The sequence below is a fragment of the Erwinia sp. INIA01 genome, assembly GCF_025947915.1.
GTDB classification, from domain to species: domain Bacteria; phylum Pseudomonadota; class Gammaproteobacteria; order Enterobacterales; family Enterobacteriaceae; genus Erwinia; species Erwinia coffeiphila.
Genome location: NZ_JAPDNC010000013.1, coordinates 67,819 through 89,683, shown reverse-complemented (window position 1 = coordinate 89,683; position 21,865 = coordinate 67,819). Strand labels below are relative to the sequence as shown.

Genomic DNA, 21,865 nt, shown 5'->3' with positions numbered 1-21,865 from the left:
TTATCAGATCGCTCTGAAAACGGGCAGAACAGCCTTAAGACTTAGCGACGCAGACCCAGACGCTCGATCAGGCTGGTGTAACGAGAAACGTCTTTACGCTTCAGGTAGTCCAGCAGTTTACGACGCTGAGAAACCATACGCAGCAGACCGCGACGGCTGTGGTGGTCTTTCTTGTGTTCAGAGAAGTGACCCTGCAGATGGTTAATCTGCGCAGTCAGCAGAGCAACCTGCACTTCAGTAGAACCGCTGTCGTTAGTACCACGACCGAAATCAGCAACGATCTGCGCTTTAGTTTCAACACTTAGAGACATGAGACAACTCCAAATTATAAGGTAAATGTACAGGCGCCGATCTCTAATTCAGCAACCCAGTGTAAAGCCGCGCCATTCTACTCCGCGCAATGCGCAAGCGCAAATTTACCCGTTATCTTTTCGTCAGCAGAAGCAAGGTCTGCCGACCGAACGAAACAGAGTAAATTAGTCGAAATGTTCCACAACCAGACGGCGTGGAGCCACTCGCCCATCATCGGCAATTTCGGCCATGCCGATGAATTTGTGTTCGTCGCCTTCGGTCACGCGCACCAGACCTGCACTTGGTGCACCTGCTACCCGAACCGGCATACCCTGTTTAAACCAGGCGGCCACTTCACTCAGCAGATTCACCACCGGGTATTCTGCTGCCGGGCTGTCCATCGGCATCAGTAAAGCATCAAGCAGAACCGCAGGCGGCTGTTCGCTTCGATGCGCTTCTTCCGCCAGTGCATTCAGCTGTTCCAGCGTCACCATTTTAGCAATCGGATAAGTGGCGACCTGTAAACGACGCAGATAGGTAACGTGCGCGCCACAGCCCAGTTTCTCGCCAAGATCGTCAATAATGGTACGAATATAGGTGCCTTTGGAAACGTGAATTTCCAACTCCAGCTCATTCCCCTCATGGCGAATGAACAGCAGCTCGTAGACATTGATGCTGCGAGACTCACGAGGAACTTCTATCCCCTCGCGGGCATATTCATACAGCTTACGGCCCTGATACTTAAGCGCAGAATACATCGACGGGATTTGCTGCGTTTCACCGCGAAAGCTTTCCATCGCTTCCATCAGCGCTTCCGCAGTAAAGGTTACCGGGCGCTCACTGACTACCACACCATCTGCATCTGACGTGTCGGTACGCTGCCCCAGCCGCGCAATCACACGATAACGCTTGTCTGAATCCAGCAGGTACTGAGAAAACTTGGTGGCTTCCCCAAGGCAGATAGGCAACATGCCCGTCGCCAAAGGGTCCAGCGCGCCGGTATGGCCCGCTCGATTAGCATTGTAGAGGCGTTTCACTTTTTGCAGAGCATCGTTAGAGGATAAGCCCTGCGGCTTATCCAGCAACAGCACCCCGTGGATATCGCGACCGCGACGGCGAGGACGGCTCATTAATCTTCTTTACCTTCTTCCTGCTCATCTTCTGTCGGACCACGGCGCTCAACGTCTTTTTTCACTACGTTGGTCACCAGGTTAGACATGCGCATCCCTTCAACAAGAGAGTTGTCATAGAAGAAGGTCAGCTCCGGCACAATGCGCAGACGCATTGCTTTACCCAGTAACGTACGGATGTAACCCGATGCATCACCCAGTGCACGCAGGCCGGCTTTAATTGCCGCTTCGTCTTTGTCGTTGAGGAACGTGACGAACACTTTCGCGTAGGCCAGATCGCGGGACACATCAACGCCAGAAACGGTGACCATCATACCCAGACGCGGATCTTTAATCTCGCGCTGCAGAATGATAGCGATCTCTTTTTGCAGCTCCTGAGAAACGCGCTGCGGGCGACCAAATTCTTTCGCCATAATTTATCTCTCCAAATAATTTGGGAGGCCAGAAGCCTCCCAAATAATATCCTGCAATCTTCACATCGCCGCTGCGTTAACTGCCCTGCTGCAACGCGAAATCTACCGGATATCTGCCAGTCGATTAATCGATGGTACGCTGAATTTCGATAATTTCGAATACTTCGATCATATCGCCAACGCGAACATCGTTGTAGTTCTTCACGCCGATACCACATTCCATGCCGTTACGAACTTCGTTAACGTCATCTTTGAAGCGGCGCAGGGATTCCAGCTCGCCTTCATAGATAACCACGTTGTCACGCAGTACACGGATTGGGTTGTGACGCTTGATGTTACCTTCGGTGACCATACAGCCCGCGATAGCACCAAATTTCGGTGATTTGAACACGTCACGCACCGCTGCAAGACCAATGATCTGCTGCTTGTATTCTGGTGCCAGCATGCCGCTCATCGCTGCTTTCACTTCGTCGATCAGATTATAGATCACGGAGTAGTAACGCAGATCCAGGCTTTCAGAATCAATCACGCGGCGAGCAGAGGCATCGGCACGGACGTTGAAGCCAACCAGGATAGCGTTAGATGCGGCAGCCAGGGTGGCGTCGGTTTCGGTGATACCACCTACGCCGGAACCAACGATTTTCACTTTCACTTCATCGGTAGAAAGTTTCATCAGTGAGTCAGCAATGGCTTCTACAGAACCCTGTACGTCGGCTTTCAGTACGATGTTCAGTTCAGATACTTCGCCTTCGGTCATGTTCGCAAACATGTTTTCCAGCTTAGATTTCTGCTGACGTGCCAGTTTAACTTCACGGAATTTGCCCTGACGATACAGCGCAACTTCACGCGCTTTCTTCTCGTCACGAACAACCGTTGCTTCATCACCCGCAGCAGGAACACCGGACAGACCGAGGATCTCAACAGGGATAGATGGGCCAGCGGTCAGAACTTCACGACCCAGCTCATCACGCATCGCACGAACACGACCGTACTCGAAACCGCACAGTACGATATCGCCTTTGTTCAGCGTACCTTCACGCACCAGCACGGTAGCAACCGGACCACGACCTTTATCCAGGAAGGATTCGATAACCACACCGCTCGCCATACCCTGACGCACGGCGGTCAGTTCGAGAACTTCAGCCTGCAGCAGGATAGCGTTCAACAGGTCGTCAATACCGGTACCGGCTTTCGCAGATACGTTGACGAACATGTTTTCACCGCCCCACTCTTCCGGAATAATTCCGTACTGAGTCAGCTCGTTCTTAACGCGATCCGGATCGGCTTCTGGCTTATCGCACTTGTTCACCGCAACAACAACCGGCACTTTCGCCGCTTTGGCGTGCTGGATTGCTTCGATAGTCTGTGGCATCACGCCATCATCAGCAGCAACAACCAGGATAACGATATCGGTAGCCTGAGCACCACGAGCACGCATTGCGGTAAACGCGGCGTGGCCCGGGGTATCAAGGAAGGTCACCATACCGTTGTCAGTTTCAACGTGGTATGCACCGATGTGCTGGGTAATGCCGCCCGCTTCGCCAGAGGCGACTTTCGTGGAGCGGATATAGTCCAGCAGTGAGGTTTTACCGTGGTCAACGTGGCCCATGATGGTCACGACCGGCGCACGGGATTCCAGCACGGCATCGGTGTCACGGTCGCTCATTACCGCTTCTTCCAGCTCGTTTTCGCGGCGCAGTGTCACTTTGTGACCCATTTCTTCCGCAACCAGTTGGGCAGTTTCCTGGTCGATGACCTGGTTGATGGTCGCCATAGCACCCATCTTCATCATCACTTTGATGACCTGGGAGCCTTTCACTGCCATCTTGTTAGCCAGTTCCGCTACGGTAATGGTTTCACCAATCACCACATCACGGTTTACTACCTGAGCTGGCTTATTAAAGCCCTGCTGCAGCGAGCTTGGCTTACGCTTGCCACCTTTGCCGCCGCGAACCTGCGCACGCGCTTCTTCACGGTCGGTTTTGGCTTCAGCGTGTTTGTTGCCCTTTTTACGAACCGGGGCTTTAGCTGGACGTGCTGCCGCACGAGTACGACGGTCACCTTCAACCTGTGCATCGCTCTCGTCTTCTGCAGCACGCGCGTGAGTGGATGTGGTGACGTGGTAGTCAGAGGTGTCTTCTTCCTCTTTGACTGATGCCCACTCTTCACCCTTTTCTTCCGCCATTTTACGCGCTTCTTCAGCTACACGCTTCGCATCTTCTTCGATCTTGCGACGCGCTTCTTCCTCGGCTTTACGCTTCAGTTCAGCTGATTCAGCTTCACGGCGGGCTTTGTCGGACTGTGAAGCCCGGGTCATTTCATCGGTATGTTGATTGCTCACTTTATCTCTTTCCGCTGCTTCACGTTTGGCTTTATCAGCTGCCTCACGCTTGGCCTGCTCCTCGGCTTCACGCTTCGCTTTCTCTTGAGCTTCGCGCTGGGCTTTTTCTTCAGCCTCGCGACGAGCCAGTTCTTCCGCTTCACGCTGTGCCTGCGCTTCTGCTTCAGCCTGTTCAGCTTCAGCCGGATCGCCTTTTACATAGGTGCGTTTTTTGCGGACTTCAATTTGCACCGATTTACTTTTACCCCCGGTGCCTGGGATATTCAATGTGCTGCGTGTTTTACGCTGCAGAGTTAGCTTACCAGATCCACCGCCATGTTCGCGATTCAGATGGGTAAGTAAAGTTTCTTTTTCTTGCTGGGTAACAGAGTCTGTTTCAGACTTTTGGATCCCTGCATCAGCAAATTGCTGTACCAGGCGTTCAACCGGTGTCTGAATCTCTGCTGCCAGTGATTTTACGGTTACATCTGTCGTCATACTGTTCCTTCCTGCTACAGTTTATTACGCGTCGTCGCCGAACCAGCAAATATTACGTGCAGCCATAATCAGCTCACCGGCCCGCTCATCGGTCAGGCCATCAATATCTGACAGGTCGTCAACACCCTGCTCGGCAAGATCTTCCAGCGTACGAACGCCTTTCGCGGCTAGCTTGAAGGCCAGCTCACGTTCCAGACCTTCCAGGCCCAGTAAATCTTCCGCAGGTTGGGCATCGCCCAGGCTCTCTTCTTTCGCCAAAGCCAGGGTGGTTAACGCGTTTTTAGCTCGGTCGCGCAACGCTTCTACTGTCTCTTCATCCAGGCCGTCGATCTCCAACAGCTCGTTGATCGGCACATAAGCCAGCTCTTCCAGAGAAGAGAAGCCTTCTTCTACCAGTACGGTAGCGAAGTCTTCATCGATATCGAGGTGTTTAGTAAAGACGTCAATGGCAGCATGCGCTTCGGCCTGATGCTTAGCTTGCAGGTCGTCGACCGTCATCACGTTCAGCTCCCAGCCACTCAGCTGTGAAGCCAGACGCACGTTCTGGCCATTACGGCCAATTGCCTGAGCCAGGTTTCCGGCTTCAACGGCAATATCCATGGTGTGATTATCTTCATCAACCACGATAGAAGCGACATCCGCTGGAGCCATCGCGTTGATCACGAACTGCGCCGGATTATCATCCCACAGTACGATATCAATACGTTCGCCACCCAGCTCGCTGGATACCGCCTGAACACGCGCACCGCGCATACCAACGCAGGCACCGACCGGGTCGATGCGCTTATCGTTAGTTTTCACAGCGATTTTGGCACGGGAGCCTGGATCGCGCGCAGCGGCTTTAATTTCAAGAACTTCTTCAGCAATTTCCGGCACTTCAATACGGAACAATTCAATCAGCATTTCCGGCTTGGAACGGCTGACGAACAGTTGCGCACCGCGGGCTTCTGGACGCACGGCATACAGAACACCACGAATGCGGTCACCCGGACGGAAGTTTTCACGCGGCAGCATATCTTCACGAATGATGACGGCTTCGGCATTGGTGTTAGAACCATCGGTAGGCCGAACTTCCAGGGAGATGTTGTCGCGGTTAACTTTCTTAACTACACCGGTGATGATCTCGCCTTCCTGCTCGCGGAACTGATCCACGACCATTGCTCGTTCTGCTTCACGGACTTTCTGAACGATAACCTGCTTGGCGGTCTGAGTGGTGATACGGTCAAAGGTCACGGATTCGATCTGATCTTCAACGAAATCACCGAGATCCAGCGATTCATCTTCGTAACGTGCTGCTTCCAGCGTGATTTCACGGGTCGGCTGCGTCACTTCGTTAACGATCAGCCAACGACGGAAAGTGTCGAAATCGCCGCTTTTACGATCGATGGTGACGCGAACGTCAATTTCCTGCTCGTATTTTTTCTTGGTGGCTGTAGCCAGCGCGCTCTCCAGCGCTTCGAAAATCTTCTCGCGCGGGAGGGATTTCTCATTAGAGACCGCTTCTACAACAGCTAAGATTTCTTTGTTCATCCTGGTATGCCTCAATCCGGACTTTTAAAAGTGGGGAACCAGGTTCGCCTTCTGGATGTTGCTCAGTGCGAACACTTCGTCGTTACCCTCAACGGCAACGGTAATCATTTCACCTTCGACAGATTTAATGATGCCCTGCCATTTGCGGCGGTTCTGTACCGCCATACGCAGAACCAGGCTGACTTCTTCACCAGTAAAACGTACGTAATGATCTGCGGTAAACATTGGACGGTCAAGACCAGGTGAAGAGACTTCAAGGTTGTATGGCACGGTAATCGGATCTTCAACGTCCATCACCGCGCTAACCTGGTGGCTCACATCAGCGCAATCATCAACATTGATGCCATCTTCACTATCAATATAGATGCGCAGGGTGGATGTGCGACCGCGTACAAACTCAATACCTACCAGTTCGTAGCCAAGCGCTTCTACCGGTGCTGAAATCAGCTCTGTTAATTTTTGCTCTAATGTGGACAATCCCACCCCCAAGACATAAAAAAAGGGCCTATAGCCCAGTGTTACTGTTTCCTGATAACAAAAAACCCCGAAAATTCGGGGCTTTATGCGACTGGACCCTGTATACCGCAATAGATGCGGCTCGGCACAATCCAAAAGAATTTTTTTCAAAATTCGCTGTAAACGCGCCGTTCTGTGCATACAGTATATTTGAAAAAGAACTCTAAGGGAAAGTGGTTGCGGGGGCCGGATTTGAACCGACGACCTTCGGGTTATGAGCCCGACGAGCTACCAGGCTGCTCCACCCCGCGTCCGAATACTACGCAAAACTTGCACAAATTGCAAGCAAAACTGAGATTTGGTACCGAGGACGGGACTTGAACCCGTAAGCCCATGCGGGCACTACCACCTCAAGGTAGCGTGTCTACCAATTCCACCACCACGGCACTAAAGTTGCGATTTTTTTATTTCTATCGCGTCGAAATGTAACTCAGGTCTTACTGCGGGATATCACTGCCCGGCGCTGCCGGTTTAGCTGGCGCAGTCTGCTGAGACTGTGCTGGCTGAGTCAGATTTTCCCACTCGCTTCCTTTCTGGGTTTTGTTGCTATTAAGGTTACCCAGGATCAAGCTGATAATGAAGAACAGGGTTGCCAGCACTGCAGTCATACGGGTCATGAAGTTACCTGAACCGTTAGAACCAAACAGTGTACCAGAAGCGCCTGCACCAAATGATGCTCCCATATCAGCGCCTTTACCTTGCTGCAGCATGATCAGACCAACAAGGCCGATTGCCACAATAAGGAAAACTACTAAAAGAGCTTCGTACATAATCAACCTTCTTCCTTGCACGTTAGATGTGCATTAAAAGCTTCAAACCAGTTAAATCGATAGTGAACCACTACCCATCAGAAGCGGGTGTGAATACTAACCAAAGGCGCTCTTCCGTGCAAGGGCAATTTTACAACATCACACTGATTGCAGAAAAAAGCGGCAAAAGACCAATTTATGGAGAAAAAACACGCTATTCATCAATGATTTTTCACAAAAAAACGACCAGACAAAAAACAAAAAGAACGCCGTTTTGTACGATAGAACAAGACCTGAAACAGGGGCCGAAGTGAATGTCCGGCCCCGCTCCGGATTATACGGCTTTCACCGCATCGGCAATACGGTGGGCAAGTGCGGTAACCTGAGCTTCGTCCTCACCTTCCACCATTACACGGATCAACGGTTCGGTGCCGGATTTACGCAGCAGCACACGACCACGCCCTTTCAGCTCAGCTTCCACTTCACTGGTTACCGCTTTAACCTGTGCATCTTCCAGCGGATCGTTTTCGCCACTGAAGCGCACGTTAACCAGAATCTGTGGCAGCAGCTTCATTCCACTACACAGATCGTGCAAAGTCATATGATTGCGGACCATCGCAGTTAGTACTTGCAAACCTGCAACCACACCGTCGCCGGTGGTCGTCTTATCAAGCAGGATTACGTGGCCTGAATTCTCAGCGCCAAGACGCCAGCCTTTTTCCTTCAGCTTTTCCAGTACGTATCGGTCACCCACTTTCGCCCGGGCAAACGGGATACCAAGCTGTTTAAGCGCCAGCTCCAGGCCCATATTGCTCATCAGCGTACCGACAACACCACCGCGCAGTTGCCCCTGGCGTAAGCCCTCACGGGCGATGATATAGAGGATCTGATCGCCATCAACCTTCTGCCCAAGATGATCAACCATCATGATACGGTCGCCATCACCGTCGTAGGCCAGTCCCAGACCGGCTTTCTCAGCCAGTACACGCTCCTGTAACAGGCGCAGATCGGTTGCACCGCACTCTTTATTAATGTTCATCCCGTCAGGCTGCACGCCAATCGAGATGACGTCTGCACCCAGTTCACGCAGCACATTAGGCGCAATGTGATACGTCGCGCCGTTCGCGCAATCCACCACGATTTTTAATCCGTTAAGGCTTAACTCGCTCGGGAAGGTTCCTTTGCAAAACTCGATGTAGCGCCCGGCGGCATCAACAATACGGCTGGCGCGTCCCAGTTCGATAGATTCAACGCAGGTAATCGGCTTTTCCATCTCGGCTTCAATCGCTTCTTCCACTTCATCCGGCAGCTTGGTGCCCTCGGTGGAAAAGAACTTAATGCCGTTATCATCGAACGGATTATGAGAGGCAGAGATAACAATACCCGCTTCGGCACGGAATGCGCGTGTCAGGTAGGCCACCGCAGGCGTAGGCATTGGCCCGGTAAACGCGGCTGACAATCCGGCTGCGGCCAGACCCGCTTCCAGCGCAGATTCCAGCATATAGCCAGAGATACGCGTATCTTTCCCGATGATAATTTTCTTCGAACCGTGGCGTGCCAGCACCTTTCCGGCAGCCCAGCCAAGTTTCAGCACAAAATCAGGAGTGATGGGATATTCACCCACTTTGCCACGAATGCCATCGGTACCAAAATACTTGCGGTTGCTCATAACGTTATTCTTCCTTCGCTGACTGTGTCGCTTCGACGACGCGCATCGCCTCTACGGTTTCTTTTACATCGTGTACGCGCAAAATATGAGCCCCCTGCATAGCAGCAATCACCGCACAGGCGATGCTGCCGGTTAAACGCTGCCCGGGACCCACGTTCAGCAGCTGGCCAATCATACTTTTACGTGACATGCCGACTAATAGCGGCAGGCCAAAGTGATGATAGTCGGCCAGGTGCGCCAGAAGTTGATAATTATGGGAAAGATTCTTACCGAAACCAAAACCCGGGTCGAGCAGCAGCTGTGATTTTTTTATCCCTGCCGCTTCGCATCGGGCAATATGCTGAACGAAAAAGTCATCAACATCGCGCAGAATGTTCTGATAGTGCGGTGACTGCTGCATGGTTTTCGGTTCGCCCTGCATATGCATCAGGCATACCGGCAGCCCGGTTTCAGCGGCGGCTTCAAGCGCTCCCGGTTCCTGTAGTGAACGAATATCATTGATAATGTGCGCGCCCGCGCGGGCAGATTCGCGGATGACCTCGGGTTTAGAGGTATCCACCGATATCCACACCTCAAAACGCTGTGCAATCGCCTCTACCACAGGAATAACGCGCTCCAGCTCCTCTTCCACGCTGACGTCTTTGGCGCCGGGACGGGTCGACTCTCCGCCGACATCAATAATCGTGGCACCGGCGTTAATCATCTCGTTAGCGTGGGTCAGAGCATGGATCAGTTCGTTATGCTTTCCGCCATCTGAAAACGAATCGGGAGTGACGTTCAGGATACCCATCACATGCGGATGTGAGAGGTCGAGTACGGTATCTCTGGCGTACAGCTTCATAACAAACAGTCTCCAATAGTAGATATAAAAAAACCCCGACCATAGCCGGGGTTTGCATTATAACAGCATATTGACTGCAATCTGGCGGACTCCATCAGGTTTCCGCCACACCGCTATCACACGATTTTATCTGAACCTGGCATGTCGTCGTTCGGGCGAGATGCCTGAGGCGCTGCTGTTTTCTCAATATTAACTGGCCCTTCCCAACCCGCTGGCGGACGAACCTCACGACGCGCCATCAGATCGCTGATCTGAGGTGCATCAATGGTTTCATACTTCATCAGCGCATCTTTCATCGCATGAAGAATGTCCATATTTTCGTCCAGAATGCGGCGAGCACGAGCATAGTTGGTATCAATCAGTTTTTTCACTTCCTGATCGATGATACGTGCCGTTTCGTCGGACATATGCTTAGCCTTAGCCACTGAACGGCCGAGGAATACTTCACCTTCCTCTTCAGCATAAAGCAATGGGCCCAGCTTTTCTGAGAAGCCCCACTGAGTAACCATGTTACGCGCAACGCTGGTCGCCATTTTGATATCAGACGACGCGCCGGTAGAAACGTAGTCCGGCCCGTAGATAATCTCTTCCGCCAGACGTCCACCGTAGGCCACGGAAATTCGGCTTTCCAGCTTCTGACGATTGGCACTGATCTCGTCCCCTTCCGGCAGGAAGAAGGCTACGCCCAGCGCTCTGCCACGAGGAATGATGGTGACTTTGTGCACCGGGTCATAACCAGGAACCAGCGTACCCACAATGGCGTGACCTGCTTCATGGTAAGCGGTTGATTCTTTCTGCGCTTCAGTCATCACCATGGAGCGACGTTCTGCACCCATCATGATTTTGTCTTTCGCTTTTTCGAATTCAACCATCGACACCACACGCTTGTTACCGCGGGCAGCAAACAGCGCCGCTTCGTTAACAAGGTTAGCCAGATCTGCACCGGAGAAGCCAGGGGTACCACGGGCAATGATTGCCGCATCGATATCTGGTGCCAACGGTACACGGCGCATGTGCACTTTCATGATCTGCTCACGACCACGCACATCCGGTAAACCGACGACAACCTGACGGTCGAAACGACCCGGACGCAGCAGTGCGGGGTCAAGCACATCGGGACGGTTGGTGGCGGCAATAACAATGATGCCTTCGTTACCTTCAAAGCCATCCATCTCAACCAGCATCTGGTTCAGCGTCTGTTCACGCTCATCATGACCACCGCCCAGACCTGCACCGCGCTGACGACCTACCGCATCGATTTCATCGATGAAGATAATGCACGGCGCGGCTTTCTTAGCTTGTTCAAACATATCGCGTACGCGGGATGCACCCACACCAACGAACATTTCAACAAAGTCAGAGCCAGAGATGGTGAAGAAAGGCACTTTAGCTTCGCCTGCAATCGCTTTCGCCAGCAGGGTTTTACCGGTACCCGGAGGACCGACCATCAGTACGCCTTTCGGAATTTTACCGCCCAGCTTCTGGAAACGGCTAGGCTCGCGCAGGTATTCAACCAGCTCGCCCACTTCCTCTTTCGCTTCGTCGCAGCCTGCAACGTCAGCAAAGGTGGTTTTAATCTGATCTTCTGTCAGCATGCGGGCTTTGCTTTTGCCGAAGGACATCGCGCCCTTGCCGCCTCCGCCCTGCATCTGCCGCATAAAGAAGATCCAGACACCAATCAGTAACAGCATTGGGAACCATGAGATAAAGATCGAAGCCAACAGGCTTGGCTCTTCCGGTGGTTCACCGACTACTTTCACATTTTTAGTCAACAGGTTATCGAGTAACTTGGGATCGTTGACGGGAATGTAGGTCGTGTAGCGATTACTATCTTTTTTGGTTACGTTAATTTCACGCCCGTTAATACGTGCCTCGCGGACCTGATCCTGGTTCACTTCAGACAGGAAGGTTGAGTAATCAACCCTACGGCCATTCGACTCGCTGGGCCCAAAGCTCTGGAATACAGACATCAGCACAACTGCGATGACTAACCAGAGAATTAGGTTTTTCGCCATGTCACTCAAGGGATTAACCTCTTATTACAACTGTGTTAACAGACAGCGTAGGGTACTACATATCCTTCACACTTGGAATCGCTGCAAAACTGCGGCTAATCCGGCGATGATGGTTACAGTTTGCGCCCTGTCGCTACAATATACACTTCACGCGAACGAGAACGTGAAGCGTCCGGCTTACGAATTTTTACTTTCGTAAACAGGGAGCGAATTTCCCGCAGGTATTCTTCAAAACCATCTCCCTGAAACACCTTTACTAAAAAGCTGCCACCGGGTGCCAATACGTCACGACACATATCCAGGGCAAGCTCACATAAATACATCGACCGGGGAATATCAACAGCAGGCGTACCCGTCATGTTGGGTGCCATATCCGACATCACAACCTGAACTTTAGTCTCACCCACACGTTCCATCAGAGTTTTCAGTACGCTTTCGTCACGAAAATCGCCCTGAAGAAAGTCGACGCCAACAATGGGGTCCATCGGTAGGATATCACAGGCAATAACACGACCTTTTGACCCAATCTGCGTTACCACATACTGTGACCAACCGCCCGGAGCCGCACCGAGGTCAACCACGGTCATACCGGGTTTGAAAAGTTTGTCACCCTGCTGTATTTCATCCAGTTTAAACCAGGCGCGCGAACGCAACCCTTTTTTCTGCGCCTGAAGCACATATTTATCGCTAAAGTGTTCCTGTAGCCAGCGGCTGGAACTGGCCGAACGCTTTTTACCAGTCATACAATTTCCAACTATGATTCATTGTTCGCGATAAATAACCGCACAAATCAGCGAAGCCGATTTGGTGATACACTCGAGATGGCGGTAGAATGACCCGTTTTCAATCCCAATGTAAGTAAAAAATACGATGAATCTGAGTACCAAACAAAAACAGCACCTGAAAGGTCTGGCCCATCCGCTGAAGCCAGTAGTCATGCTGGGCAACAACGGCTTGACCGAGGGAGTGCTGGCCGAGATCGAACATGCACTGGAGCACCATGAACTCATCAAGGTGAAAATCGCCACGGAAGACCGTGAGACGAAAACCCTGGTGGTTGAAGCTATCGTGCGCGAAACCGGTGCAGTTAATGTGCAGGTAATCGGCAAGACGCTGGTGCTGTACCGTCCAACGAAGGAACGCAAGATCTCCATTCCGCGCTGAGGGGGGGGCTGGTCAGCTGACCGGCCTTTCCGAACAAACTCAGGTCAGGAGAAAGTGCCACGCTCCTCATTCCGATAAAAGGCCGCAGTGCGGCCTTTTTCTTATCTTTACAAAACCCTCATCCATAATGAGGATAGTCAATATCAGAGATACTGGACGTTTAACACTTCATATTCCACGTCGCCGCCCGGCGTTTTGATGATAGCAACATCATCAATTACCTTACCTACCAGGCCACGCGCCATCGGTGAATTGATCGAGATAAGATTTTGCTTAAAGTTAGCTTCGTCATCACCCACAATACGATAGGTAGACTCTTCATCACTATCCACATTTAACACGGTAACGGTGGCACCAAAAATCACCCGGCCGTTAGCGTTGCCAGCCATTTTTGTGACATCAATCACCTGGGCATTAGAAAGCTTTGATTCAATTTCCTGGATACGGCCCTCGCAGAATCCCTGCTCTTCGCGAGCAGCATGATATTCCGCATTTTCCTTCAGGTCACCGTGCTCCCGCGCTTCAGCAATTGAGGCAATAATCCTGGGGCGTTTTACCGTTTTGAGCTCTTCCAGCTCTTCGCGCAGTTTCTCTGCGCCTTTTAACGTCATCGGAATCTGATTCATCTCAATACCTCTTAAAATCTTTCCTGTTCAAAGTGTCGTCGTCCTGACGGATGGTATGCAGAAAAAGGCGTTCTGCGCCGCTTTCTACTGATTTAAAACAAAAGAAACCTGACCCGGAGTAAACTCCAGGTCAGGATCTATTTTTCAATTTGATACGTATTTTACCCCAGAGTTCCCTGGGGGTCATCGTTTACTTTCCACCGCAATGCACCGTAGTATGACAGCATCACCTGTCAGTTACCGCGAGATTATGCGATTTTCACGAATTGTTACCGGCCTTAGCTGCGCTTTTATGCTGCAGGCGCAGGCAGCCCCCGTCGAAGACTACACCCAGTACCTTCCCGACGGCGCAAACCTGGCGCTCGTAGTGCAAAAAATTGGGGCAACAACACCCTCTATTGACTATCACAGCCAGCAGATGGCACTACCTGCCAGCACAATGAAGGTGATTACCGCGCTGGCTGCTATGTTGCAACTGGGCCCTGATTACCGCTTCAACACTCAGTTGGAAAGCAAGGGTAGCATTAGCGGCAATACGCTGCGCGGCGATCTGGTTGCCCGTTTCGGCGGTGACCCAACGTTAACGCGCCAGGATCTCCGTAATATGGTCACGAACCTGAAAAAACAGGGCGTGGAACATATTGCCGGCAATCTGGTTATTGATACCTCGGTTTTTGCCAGCCACGATAAGGCCCCCGGCTGGCCGTGGAACGATATGACCCAGTGCTTCAGCGCACCGCCAGGTGCTGCAATCGTAGACCGTAACTGCTTCTCGGTTTCACTCTACAGCGCTCCGACCCCGGGGGAAAAAGCCTTTATTCGCGTGGCCTCCTGGTATCCAGTCAATATGTTCAGCGAAGTCAGAACGCTGGCCAGAGGATCGGCAGACGCGCAGTATTGTGAACTGGATGTCGTTCCGGGTGAACTGAATCGCTTTACGCTAACCGGCTGCCTTACCCAGCGTTCTGAGCCATTGCCGCTGGCTTTCGCTATCCAGGATGGCGCCAGCTATGCCGGAGCGATCCTGAAATCTGAACTGCAAAACGCGGGTATTGATTACAGTGGCCATCTGATACGCCAGACTCAGGTCACCCAACCTGGAACCGTTCTGGCACAAACTCAGTCGGCGCCGCTTCGCGACCTGCTGAAAATTATGCTGAAAAAGTCAGATAACATGATTGCGGATACCGTATTCCGTACGATTGGTCATGAACGCTTTAACGTACCGGGTACCTGGCGCGCTGGCTCGGATGCAGTGCGCCAAATCCTGCGTCAGAAAGCCAATATCGATCTGGGCAATAGTATTCAGGTAGACGGCTCCGGGCTATCCCGCCACGATCTGATTTCTCCTGCTACCATGATGCAGGTACTGCAATATATCGCACAGAACGATCAGCAGCTCAATATCATCTCGATGCTGCCGCTGGCCGGTTATGATGGCACGCTGCGCTATCGCGGCGGGCTGCATGAAGCGGGCGTTGACGGCAAAGTCTCCGCCAAAACCGGTTCATTGCAGGGTGTGTATAACCTGGCCGGATTTATGACCACCGCCAGCGGGCAACGGGTGGCCTTTGTACAGTTCCTCTCCGGTTATGCCGTGCCGCCGGAAGATCAACGCCAGCGCCGCATCCCGTTGGTTCGCTTTGAAAGTCGTCTGTATAAGGACGTTTACCGGAATAATTAATCATTGAAAATATTAATTGTTGAGGACGATGAACTGCTACAAAAAGGCCTGACTCTGGCAATGACCGGAGAAGGTTACGCTGTGGACTGCGCGGCAAATGCGACCCAGGCGGTCGTATTCCTGCGCAGCAGCCAGTACAGCCTGATCGTGCTGGATCTCGGTTTGCCCGATCGTGACGGTACTGAACTGTTGCGCCAGTGGCGTAAAGAACAGAACGATTTGCCGGTGCTGATCCTGACGGCACGTGACGCGCTGGAAGATCGGGTTGAAGGGCTGGATGCCGGTGCTGATGACTATCTGGTGAAGCCATTTGCACTGGCTGAACTTAAAGCCCGCGTTCGGGCGCTGATTCGCCGCTATCAGGGCCACAGCGATAATCTGCTGGAGCGCGGCGACATCACGCTAAATCTCACATCCCAGCAGGTGGCCGTCGAAAATCTCCCCGTTGAAGTCACGCCAAAGGAGTTCGCCCTGTTGACTCGCCTGCTGATGCGCCTGGGCCAGACGGTTCATCGCGAAACGCTACAGCAGGATCTCTACAGCTGGCAGGATGACACCAGTTCGAACACACTTGAAGTACATATCCATAATCTTCGACGCAAACTTGGCAAAGATCGCATCAAAACCGTTCGCGGCGTCGGTTATCGTTTGGAAGAGCGCGAATGAACAGCATGCGTCGGCGTTTATTGATTATGCTGGCGCTAATTCTGCTGAGCTGTCAGCTGATGAGTGCTTTTTGGCTGTGGCATGAAAGCCGGGAGCAAATCAGTTTTCTGGTAAATGAAACGCTAACTAATCATGCCCGCAATGAGCATGTCGAAAATGAGATCCGCGAAGCCATTGCCTCGCTGCTGCTGCCGTCCCTGGTGATGGTGTGCTTTACCCTTCTGCTCTCCTTCTGGGCAATCAGCTGGATAATTCGACCTCTGCGCTCGCTACAAAGCAGCCTGGCCTCACGCTCTGCGGACAACCTGACCCCCCTGCCGCTGCATTCGGATATGGATGAAATTGTGGCGGTTACCGGCGCACTGAATCAGCTACTGGCGCGCCTGGACCATACACTGCAGCAGGAACGGCTGTTTACGGCAGATGCGGCCCATGAATTACGTACCCCGCTGGCTGGCCTGCGGCTGCACCTGGAGCTGTTGGAGCAGGACGGCAACCCGTTGGGTACGATGCTGGTCGCACGGGTCGATCAGCTGATGCATGTTATCGAGCAGTTGCTGATGCTGTCGCGAGCCGGACAAATGATGGTAAGTGGTCACTACCAGACTTTGAGCTGGAAAGAAGTGATTCAGCCACTGCGTCAGGAGATGGAAGAGATGCTGGCGCTTAACCAGCAACGACTTGTTGTTGACGATACCAGCGACGGCAGCCGCGTGCAGGGTGATGCCGTACTGTTGCGCCTGATGCTACGTAATCTGTTGGAGAACGCTTCGCGCTACAGCCCGCAGGGCAGCATTATCACGTTGATAGTCACATCCAGCGAAAACGGTAGCATAGTGACCGTGCGTGATGAAGGCCCTGGCATTGATGCCAGCGAGGTTCAGGAAGTGGTGAAAGCGTTCCGCCGAATGGATCAGCGGTTTGGCGGCAGCGGCCTGGGTCTGAATATCGTTCAGCGCATAGTGCAACTCCACCACGGCCAGCTAAGCCTGACCAATCGCACCGATCGTAGCGGGCTTGATGCCCGATGCAGGTTCCCGCAGCAGCTCAACTGAGCCAGCAATTCTTACAGAACATTCTGGAATTTTAATTAGCAACGCTAACCCGTTAAAAGTCGATCACCTGCAATTACCCTGTCAGATCAACGAAAAACCGCTAAAAATAGTGTAAAAAGCGATTATTCCCTCACGAGTACGAGCCTAATAAATCAATTTACCTTTATTGACACTTCGAAGCATTCAACGTAGCTTACTGGCCCTGAAAGCAAATGATAATAATTCTTACTTAGTTTATCATTTAAATAAGGACGTAGAATGGAATTGTTAACCTCAGAAAGCACGCTGCAATTTGCCGCAGATGCTGCCGCCAGTGGCTTTTTCTTTATGTCTCCCTGGCGCAGTCTCGCAGCGAAAGGTTGCTTTACCACTATCAATACGCCGGCATATGAAGGTGAAATGCTGACGGGTCGTTTTCAACACGATATCCGGCATCATCTGTCAGAAGCAAAACGGCAGGGAATACGTCATCCGGTCGTTGTGGGGGCAATCCCTTTTGATGTCCGCCAGCCTTCAGCTCTGTTTATCCCTGAAACCAGCCACTTTTTTGACCGCAGCAGCTTTCAGCGGCAGGTACAGACACACGGCTCATCACATAACGACATTCTGCGGCGTACTGCACTGCCTGAGCAGCCTGAATTTATGCGAATGGTCAGCGAAGCTATTGCGGCCACGGCTTCCTCGCAGTTGGATAAGGTCGTGCTCTCGCGCCTGATGGACATCGTCACGGAAAAACCTGTCGACGTTGCTGGCCTGATGCAACAGCTCATCGCGCAGAACCCCACTAGCTACAATTTTCACGTACCGCTTGCGCAAGGCGGGTCGCTGCTGGGAGCCAGCCCGGAACTGCTGCTGCGCATGCACGATCGCCGCTACTACACCCACCCGCTGGCGGGCTCGGCAAAGCGGGACAGCGATCGCGAACGGGATCGCGCGGCCGGTCAGCAACTGATGAAGTCGCAAAAAGACCGCTATGAACATCAGCTGGTGATCGATGCTCTGCGTCATGTGCTGCAATCGCGCAGCAAGCGCCTCGCCATCCCTGCGGAACCGGAGCTGCTGACCACCGGCACGCTTTGGCATCTCGGCACCCCGATAGAGGGTGAAGTCAGTCATGCGGCGGAAAACGCGCTTTCGCTGGCCTGCCTGCTGCATCCAACTCCGGCGCTGAGCGGATATCCTCATGCCAGCGCGATGCAGATGATTGCCAAACTTGAACCCTTCGAGCGCGATTTATTCGGCGGCATTGTCGGCTGGTGCGATGAGCATGGCAACGGCGAGTGGGTGGTCACTATCCGCTGCGGAAAAGTTGCCGGAAACCGGGTTCGTCTGTTTGCCGGGGCGGGAATTGTTCCTGACTCAACGCCTGAATCCGAATGGCGTGAGACCGGCGTCAAACTGAATACCATGCTGCGTGCATTTGGCCTCAATTAAAGGTAAATCATGACTATTCCCTACACTCACTGGCCTGATGAGCTGGCCGCACGCTATCGCGCGAAGGGTTACTGGCTCGATCGGCCGATGACGGATATTCTGCACAGTCAGGCTGAAAATACTTCTGTCGCAGTCATCGAAGGCGATCGGCATTACAGCTATCAGCAGCTGGCACAACTTTCCGCTCGGCTGGCGGCGGCACTTCAGCGACGCGGACTGAAAAGCGGTGATACCGCCCTGGTTCAGCTCGGTAACGTCGCGGATTTTTACATGGTGTTTTTCGCCCTGCTTAAAATCGGGGTGGCACCGGTTAATGCGCTGTTCAGTCACCAGCGTAACGAGCTGGACGCCTACGCGTCACAGCTGCAGCCATCGTTGCTCATTGCCGATCGACAGCATCCGCTTTTCAGCAATGATGATTATCTGCAGCAGCTCAAACAGGCTATTCCGGCACTCAGCGTGATCGCCTTACGTCATGAACATGGTGTAGCGATGTCCCTGGCGGGGATGGCCGATGAGGCAGCCGGAAGCTTCTCAGAAACACCTTCTGCGGCAGATGAGGTGGCCTTCTTCCAGCTTTCCGGCGGCAGCACGGGTACGCCGAAACTCATCCCGCGAACCCACAATGATTACTACTACAGCATTCGTGGCAGCGTTGATATTTGTCAGTTCAGCCGCAGCACCCGCTATCTCTGCGCCCTGCCCGCTGCGCATAACTATGCGATGAGCTCCCCGGGCGCACTGGGTGTATTTTACGCCGGTGGCTGTGTAGTGCTGGCACACGATCCCAGCGCTAACCTCTGTTTCCCTCTTATCGAAAAACATCAGGTCAACGTTGCCGCACTGGTTCCGCCCGCCGTCAGCCTGTGGCTACAGGCTATCCAGGAGTGGGGAAGCAATCGCGCCCTGGCTTCGCTGACTCTGCTGCAGGTTGGCGGGGCCAGGCTGAGTGAGTCACTTGCTGCTCGTATTCCCACGGAAATCGGCTGCCAGCTGCAACAGGTGTTCGGTATGGCCGAAGGACTGGTTAATTACACCCGTCTGGATGATGACAGCCAGCATATTCTGACCACCCAGGGGAGGCCAATCTCTGAAGATGACGAGGTCTGGGTAGCCGATGAGTTCGGTAATCCGCTCCCAGCCGGAACAACCGGACGTCTGATGACCCGTGGCCCCTACACGTTTCGCGGCTACTACAACAGCCCTGAACATAATGCCGCCAGCTTCGATCGTCAGGGGTTTTACTGCTCTGGCGATCTGATCTCCATCGCTCCCGATGGTTATATCACCGTGCAGGGGCGTGAAAAGGATCAGATCAACCGCGGTGGTGAAAAGATCGCAGCAGAGGAGATCGAAAACCTGCTGCTCCGCCACGCTCAGGTGATCCACGCCGCGCTGGTTTCGATGGAAGACAGTCTGATGGGCGAGAAAAGCTGTGCCTTTATTGTGACAAAGGGGGTGCTGAAGCCGGTGGCGCTTCGCCGCCATCTACGTGAGCTGGGCGTGGCGGAGTTCAAACTGCCGGATCGCATCGAATGTGTTGATTCACTGCCCCTCACACCGGTCGGCAAAGTAGATAAAAAACGCCTGCGCCAGCAGCTTGCCCATACTCAGAGCCTCTAATTTTCAGGAGAGACCATGGCTATCCCTAAACTCCAGTCCTATCTGCTACCTACGCAGGCAGAGCTGCCGGTAAACAAAGTGAAGTGGGATTTTAACCCCGCACGTGCGGCGCTGTTAATTCATGATATGCAGGAATATTTCCTCAACTTTTGGGGAGAAGACAGCCCGTTGATCGATCAGGTAGTGGAGAACGTTGCTCGCCTGCGTCAGTTCTGTAAATCTCAGGGCATCCCGGTGTTTTACACCGCCCAACCCAACCAGCAGAGTGACCAGGATCGCGCGCTGCTGAATGATATGTGGGGCCCCGGTCTCAACAAGCATCCCGATCAGCAGCGAGTGGTCAGCGCGCTGGCACCCGATGAACAGGATCAGGTACTGGTAAAATGGCGCTACAGCGCTTTTCATCGCTCCCCGCTTGAGTCAATCCTTAAAGAAACCGGACGAGATCAGCTGATTATTTGCGGTGTTTACGCCCACATTGGCTGCCTGACCACCGCGACAGATGCATTTATGCGCGACATTAAACCGTTTATGGTTGCCGACGCGCTGGCAGATTTCAGCCGCGAGGAACATATGATGGCGCTGAACTATACCGCCGGGCGCAGCGGAAAGGTGGTGATGACCTCTGAACTGCTGCCGGCAACAACACCAGCCAGTAAAGCCCTGCTGCGCGCGCTGGTGCTGCCGCTGCTGGATGACGATGCAGAGGATCTGGATGATGCGGATAATCTGGTGGACTACGGTCTTGATTCCGTGCGGATGATGGAGCTCGCCGCCCGCTGGCGCCAGATCCATAGCGATATCGATTTTATTTCTCTGGCCAAAGATCCGAGTATCGATGGCTGGTGGAAGTTACTGTCACGGGAGCCAGCATAATGTCCGCCAGTTTCGATTTTACCGGTAAGCAGGTTTGGGTTACCGGCGCGGGCCAGGGCATCGGCTACCACACCGCGCTGGCTTTTGTTGCCGCTGGCGCTTCCGTTGTCGGCTTTGATAAACAGTTCTCGCAGAGCGATTATCCGTTCCAGCGCGAGATCGTCGATATCGCCGATCCATGGCAGGTGAAGCGCGTCTGCGAAAAAGTACTTTCCGATACCCGACATCTTGACGTGCTGGTCAATGCTGCCGGTATTTTACGCACCGGCTCCACCGAGGAACTGGCATTTGCAGACTGGCAGGTCTGCCTGGCGGTTAATGCCGGAGGCGCTTTCAACCTGTTCCAACAGACTCTGCCGGTATTTCGTCAGCAGCGTGCCGGTGCGATAGTCACGGTCGCTTCTAACGCAGCTCATGCGCCGCGTATCGGCATGTCTGCATACGGTGCTTCAAAAGCCGCGCTGCGCAGCCTGTGCATGACCGTCGCTCTCGAAATGGCACCTTATGGCGTGCGCTGTAATATTGTTTCGCCGGGTTCAACGGATACCGCGATGCAGCGCAGCCTGTGGCAAACCCCGGCAGATGAACAGCAGATGATTGCGGGTTATCCGGAGCAGTACAAACTGGGCATCCCACTGGGTAAAATTGCCCGCCCTGATGACATTGCCAGCGCGGTGATGTTCCTGGCTTCCGACAGCGCCAGCCACATTATCATGCAGGATATCGTGGTTGACGGTGGGGCTACGCTCGGTGCGTAAGCCGCAA

At 53.1% G+C, this 21,865-nt stretch carries 21 protein-coding genes and 2 tRNA genes; 9 read left to right on the top strand and 14 right to left on the bottom strand.

All coding sequences use genetic code 11. From position 1 onward, the window contains the following. Positions 1-41: 41 nt before the first annotated feature. The 9 genes from rpsO to secG all read right to left on the bottom strand — a co-directional run bounded on the left by rpsO (position 42) and on the right by secG (position 7,468). Positions 42-311, bottom strand: coding sequence for a 30S ribosomal protein S15 (gene rpsO / locus OMR58_RS21160; RefSeq protein ID WP_105592954.1), 270 nt, complete (start codon positions 309-311; stop codon positions 42-44). Positions 312-476: 165 nt separating this feature from the next. Next, positions 477-1,421, bottom strand: a complete 945-nt coding sequence (truB, locus tag OMR58_RS21155) for a tRNA pseudouridine(55) synthase TruB (RefSeq protein WP_200561933.1) — start codon at positions 1,419-1,421, stop codon at positions 477-479. Further along, the gene (gene rbfA, locus OMR58_RS21150; RefSeq protein ID WP_200546561.1) at positions 1,421-1,834 is read right to left on the bottom strand and encodes a 30S ribosome-binding factor RbfA; all 414 of its coding nucleotides are present in this window, start codon (positions 1,832-1,834) and stop codon (positions 1,421-1,423) included. The genes truB and rbfA overlap by 1 nt, the downstream gene beginning before the upstream one ends. Positions 1,835-1,958: 124 nt before the next feature. After that, positions 1,959-4,652, bottom strand: coding sequence for a translation initiation factor IF-2 (gene infB, locus OMR58_RS21145; RefSeq protein WP_105592951.1), 2,694 nt, complete (start codon positions 4,650-4,652; stop codon positions 1,959-1,961). A 24-nt stretch (positions 4,653-4,676) separates the two neighbouring features. Next, positions 4,677-6,182 (bottom strand): transcription termination factor NusA, encoded by a 1,506-nt coding sequence (gene nusA / locus OMR58_RS21140; RefSeq protein WP_105592950.1) that lies wholly within the window; start codon positions 6,180-6,182, stop codon positions 4,677-4,679. A gap of 24 nt (positions 6,183-6,206) precedes the next feature. Beyond that, entirely contained in the window at positions 6,207-6,659 is a 453-nt protein-coding gene (rimP, locus tag OMR58_RS21135; RefSeq protein WP_146114134.1) for a ribosome maturation factor RimP, read from the bottom strand. Between the two features lie 213 nt (positions 6,660-6,872). After that, a tRNA-Met gene (locus OMR58_RS21130) sits at positions 6,873-6,949 on the bottom strand. 48 nt (positions 6,950-6,997) lie between these two features. Further along, positions 6,998-7,084 (bottom strand) — tRNA-Leu (locus OMR58_RS21125). A 51-nt stretch (positions 7,085-7,135) separates the two neighbouring features. Beyond that, complete coding sequence (gene secG / locus OMR58_RS21120; RefSeq protein ID WP_105592949.1) at positions 7,136-7,468, bottom strand: preprotein translocase subunit SecG; 333 nt, start codon at positions 7,466-7,468, stop codon at positions 7,136-7,138. Positions 7,469-7,557: 89 nt separating this feature from the next. On the opposite strand from secG, the gene OMR58_RS21115 reads away from it, so the two are divergent. Next, complete coding sequence (locus tag OMR58_RS21115; protein WP_200546558.1) at positions 7,558-7,761, top strand: hypothetical protein; 204 nt, start codon at positions 7,558-7,560, stop codon at positions 7,759-7,761. Between the two features lie 20 nt (positions 7,762-7,781). Here OMR58_RS21115 and glmM read toward each other — a convergent pair whose 3' ends face one another. The 4 genes from glmM to rlmE form a co-directional block, all read right to left on the bottom strand. Then, complete coding sequence (glmM, locus tag OMR58_RS21110; RefSeq protein WP_264546850.1) at positions 7,782-9,116, bottom strand: phosphoglucosamine mutase; 1,335 nt, start codon at positions 9,114-9,116, stop codon at positions 7,782-7,784. A 4-nt stretch (positions 9,117-9,120) separates the two neighbouring features. After that, on the bottom strand, positions 9,121-9,957 hold the full coding sequence (gene folP, locus OMR58_RS21105) for a dihydropteroate synthase (RefSeq protein ID WP_200561931.1): 837 nt from the start codon (positions 9,955-9,957) through the stop codon (positions 9,121-9,123). 116 nt (positions 9,958-10,073) lie between these two features. Continuing rightward, positions 10,074-11,972 carry an ATP-dependent zinc metalloprotease FtsH gene (gene ftsH / locus OMR58_RS21100; RefSeq protein ID WP_105592945.1) on the bottom strand — a complete coding sequence of 633 codons (1,899 nt, stop codon included), beginning with the start codon at positions 11,970-11,972 and terminating at the stop codon, positions 10,074-10,076. Between the two features lie 113 nt (positions 11,973-12,085). Beyond that, complete coding sequence (rlmE, locus tag OMR58_RS21095) at positions 12,086-12,715, bottom strand: 23S rRNA (uridine(2552)-2'-O)-methyltransferase RlmE (protein ID WP_264546849.1); 630 nt, start codon at positions 12,713-12,715, stop codon at positions 12,086-12,088. A 127-nt stretch (positions 12,716-12,842) separates the two neighbouring features. On the opposite strand from rlmE, the gene yhbY reads away from it, so the two are divergent. Further along, a complete protein-coding gene (yhbY, locus tag OMR58_RS21090) occupies positions 12,843-13,136 on the top strand; it encodes a ribosome assembly RNA-binding protein YhbY (RefSeq protein WP_105592942.1) in 294 nt (97 codons plus the stop codon). Positions 13,137-13,279: 143 nt separating this feature from the next. Here the strand turns inward: yhbY and greA are convergent, their stop codons facing one another. Continuing rightward, positions 13,280-13,762, bottom strand: coding sequence for a transcription elongation factor GreA (gene greA, locus OMR58_RS21085; RefSeq protein ID WP_200561929.1), 483 nt, complete (start codon positions 13,760-13,762; stop codon positions 13,280-13,282). A 250-nt stretch (positions 13,763-14,012) separates the two neighbouring features. On the opposite strand from greA, the gene dacB reads away from it, so the two are divergent. From dacB to dhbA, 7 genes are all read left to right on the top strand, one after another. Next, on the top strand, positions 14,013-15,446 hold the full coding sequence (gene dacB, locus OMR58_RS21080; RefSeq protein ID WP_105592940.1) for a serine-type D-Ala-D-Ala carboxypeptidase: 1,434 nt from the start codon (positions 14,013-14,015) through the stop codon (positions 15,444-15,446). 3 nt (positions 15,447-15,449) lie between these two features. After that, on the top strand, positions 15,450-16,112 hold the full coding sequence (pmrA, locus tag OMR58_RS21075; protein WP_200561927.1) for a two-component system response regulator PmrA: 663 nt from the start codon (positions 15,450-15,452) through the stop codon (positions 16,110-16,112). Continuing rightward, the gene (gene pmrB / locus OMR58_RS21070; RefSeq protein ID WP_200561925.1) at positions 16,109-17,167 is read left to right on the top strand and encodes a two-component system sensor histidine kinase PmrB; all 1,059 of its coding nucleotides are present in this window, start codon (positions 16,109-16,111) and stop codon (positions 17,165-17,167) included. Before pmrA ends, pmrB begins: the two co-directional genes overlap by 4 nt. Positions 17,168-17,425: 258 nt before the next feature. Then, entirely contained in the window at positions 17,426-18,601 is a 1,176-nt protein-coding gene (locus tag OMR58_RS21065; RefSeq protein ID WP_200561923.1) for an isochorismate synthase, read from the top strand. 9 nt (positions 18,602-18,610) lie between these two features. After that, positions 18,611-20,224, top strand: a complete 1,614-nt coding sequence (locus OMR58_RS21060; protein ID WP_264546848.1) for a (2,3-dihydroxybenzoyl)adenylate synthase — start codon at positions 18,611-18,613, stop codon at positions 20,222-20,224. Between the two features lie 15 nt (positions 20,225-20,239). Beyond that, the gene (locus OMR58_RS21055) at positions 20,240-21,100 is read left to right on the top strand and encodes an isochorismatase family protein (RefSeq protein ID WP_200561862.1); all 861 of its coding nucleotides are present in this window, start codon (positions 20,240-20,242) and stop codon (positions 21,098-21,100) included. Next, positions 21,100-21,858 (top strand): 2,3-dihydro-2,3-dihydroxybenzoate dehydrogenase, encoded by a 759-nt coding sequence (gene dhbA / locus OMR58_RS21050; protein ID WP_264546847.1) that lies wholly within the window; start codon positions 21,100-21,102, stop codon positions 21,856-21,858. Before OMR58_RS21055 ends, dhbA begins: the two co-directional genes overlap by 1 nt. The last annotated feature ends 7 nt before the right edge of the window (positions 21,859-21,865 follow it).

Bases quoted from the DNA above. Each gene is read 5' to 3' on its own strand.
- rpsO (WP_105592954.1), bottom strand. From the start codon at position 311: ATGTCTCTAAGTGTTGAAACTAAAGCGCAGATCGTTGCTGATTTCGGT.
- pmrB (WP_200561925.1), top strand. From the start codon at position 16,109: ATGAACAGCATGCGTCGGCGTTTATTGATTATGCTGGCGCTAATTCTG.
- truB (WP_200561933.1), bottom strand. From the start codon at position 1,421: ATGAGCCGTCCTCGCCGTCGCGGTCGCGATATCCACGGGGTGCTGTTG.
- rbfA (WP_200546561.1), bottom strand. From the start codon at position 1,834: ATGGCGAAAGAATTTGGTCGCCCGCAGCGCGTTTCTCAGGAGCTGCAA.
- OMR58_RS21065 (WP_200561923.1), top strand. From the start codon at position 17,426: ATGGAATTGTTAACCTCAGAAAGCACGCTGCAATTTGCCGCAGATGCT.
- greA (WP_200561929.1), bottom strand. From the start codon at position 13,762: ATGAATCAGATTCCGATGACGTTAAAAGGCGCAGAGAAACTGCGCGAA.
- infB (WP_105592951.1), bottom strand. From the start codon at position 4,652: ATGACGACAGATGTAACCGTAAAATCACTGGCAGCAGAGATTCAGACA.
- secG (WP_105592949.1), bottom strand. From the start codon at position 7,468: ATGTACGAAGCTCTTTTAGTAGTTTTCCTTATTGTGGCAATCGGCCTT.
- OMR58_RS21055 (WP_200561862.1), top strand. From the start codon at position 20,240: ATGGCTATCCCTAAACTCCAGTCCTATCTGCTACCTACGCAGGCAGAG.
- rlmE (WP_264546849.1), bottom strand. From the start codon at position 12,715: ATGACTGGTAAAAAGCGTTCGGCCAGTTCCAGCCGCTGGCTACAGGAA.
- folP (WP_200561931.1), bottom strand. From the start codon at position 9,957: ATGAAGCTGTACGCCAGAGATACCGTACTCGACCTCTCACATCCGCAT.
- dacB (WP_105592940.1), top strand. From the start codon at position 14,013: ATGCGATTTTCACGAATTGTTACCGGCCTTAGCTGCGCTTTTATGCTG.
- dhbA (WP_264546847.1), top strand. From the start codon at position 21,100: ATGTCCGCCAGTTTCGATTTTACCGGTAAGCAGGTTTGGGTTACCGGC.
- yhbY (WP_105592942.1), top strand. From the start codon at position 12,843: ATGAATCTGAGTACCAAACAAAAACAGCACCTGAAAGGTCTGGCCCAT.
- ftsH (WP_105592945.1), bottom strand. From the start codon at position 11,972: ATGGCGAAAAACCTAATTCTCTGGTTAGTCATCGCAGTTGTGCTGATG.
- OMR58_RS21060 (WP_264546848.1), top strand. From the start codon at position 18,611: ATGACTATTCCCTACACTCACTGGCCTGATGAGCTGGCCGCACGCTAT.
- glmM (WP_264546850.1), bottom strand. From the start codon at position 9,116: ATGAGCAACCGCAAGTATTTTGGTACCGATGGCATTCGTGGCAAAGTG.
- nusA (WP_105592950.1), bottom strand. From the start codon at position 6,182: ATGAACAAAGAAATCTTAGCTGTTGTAGAAGCGGTCTCTAATGAGAAA.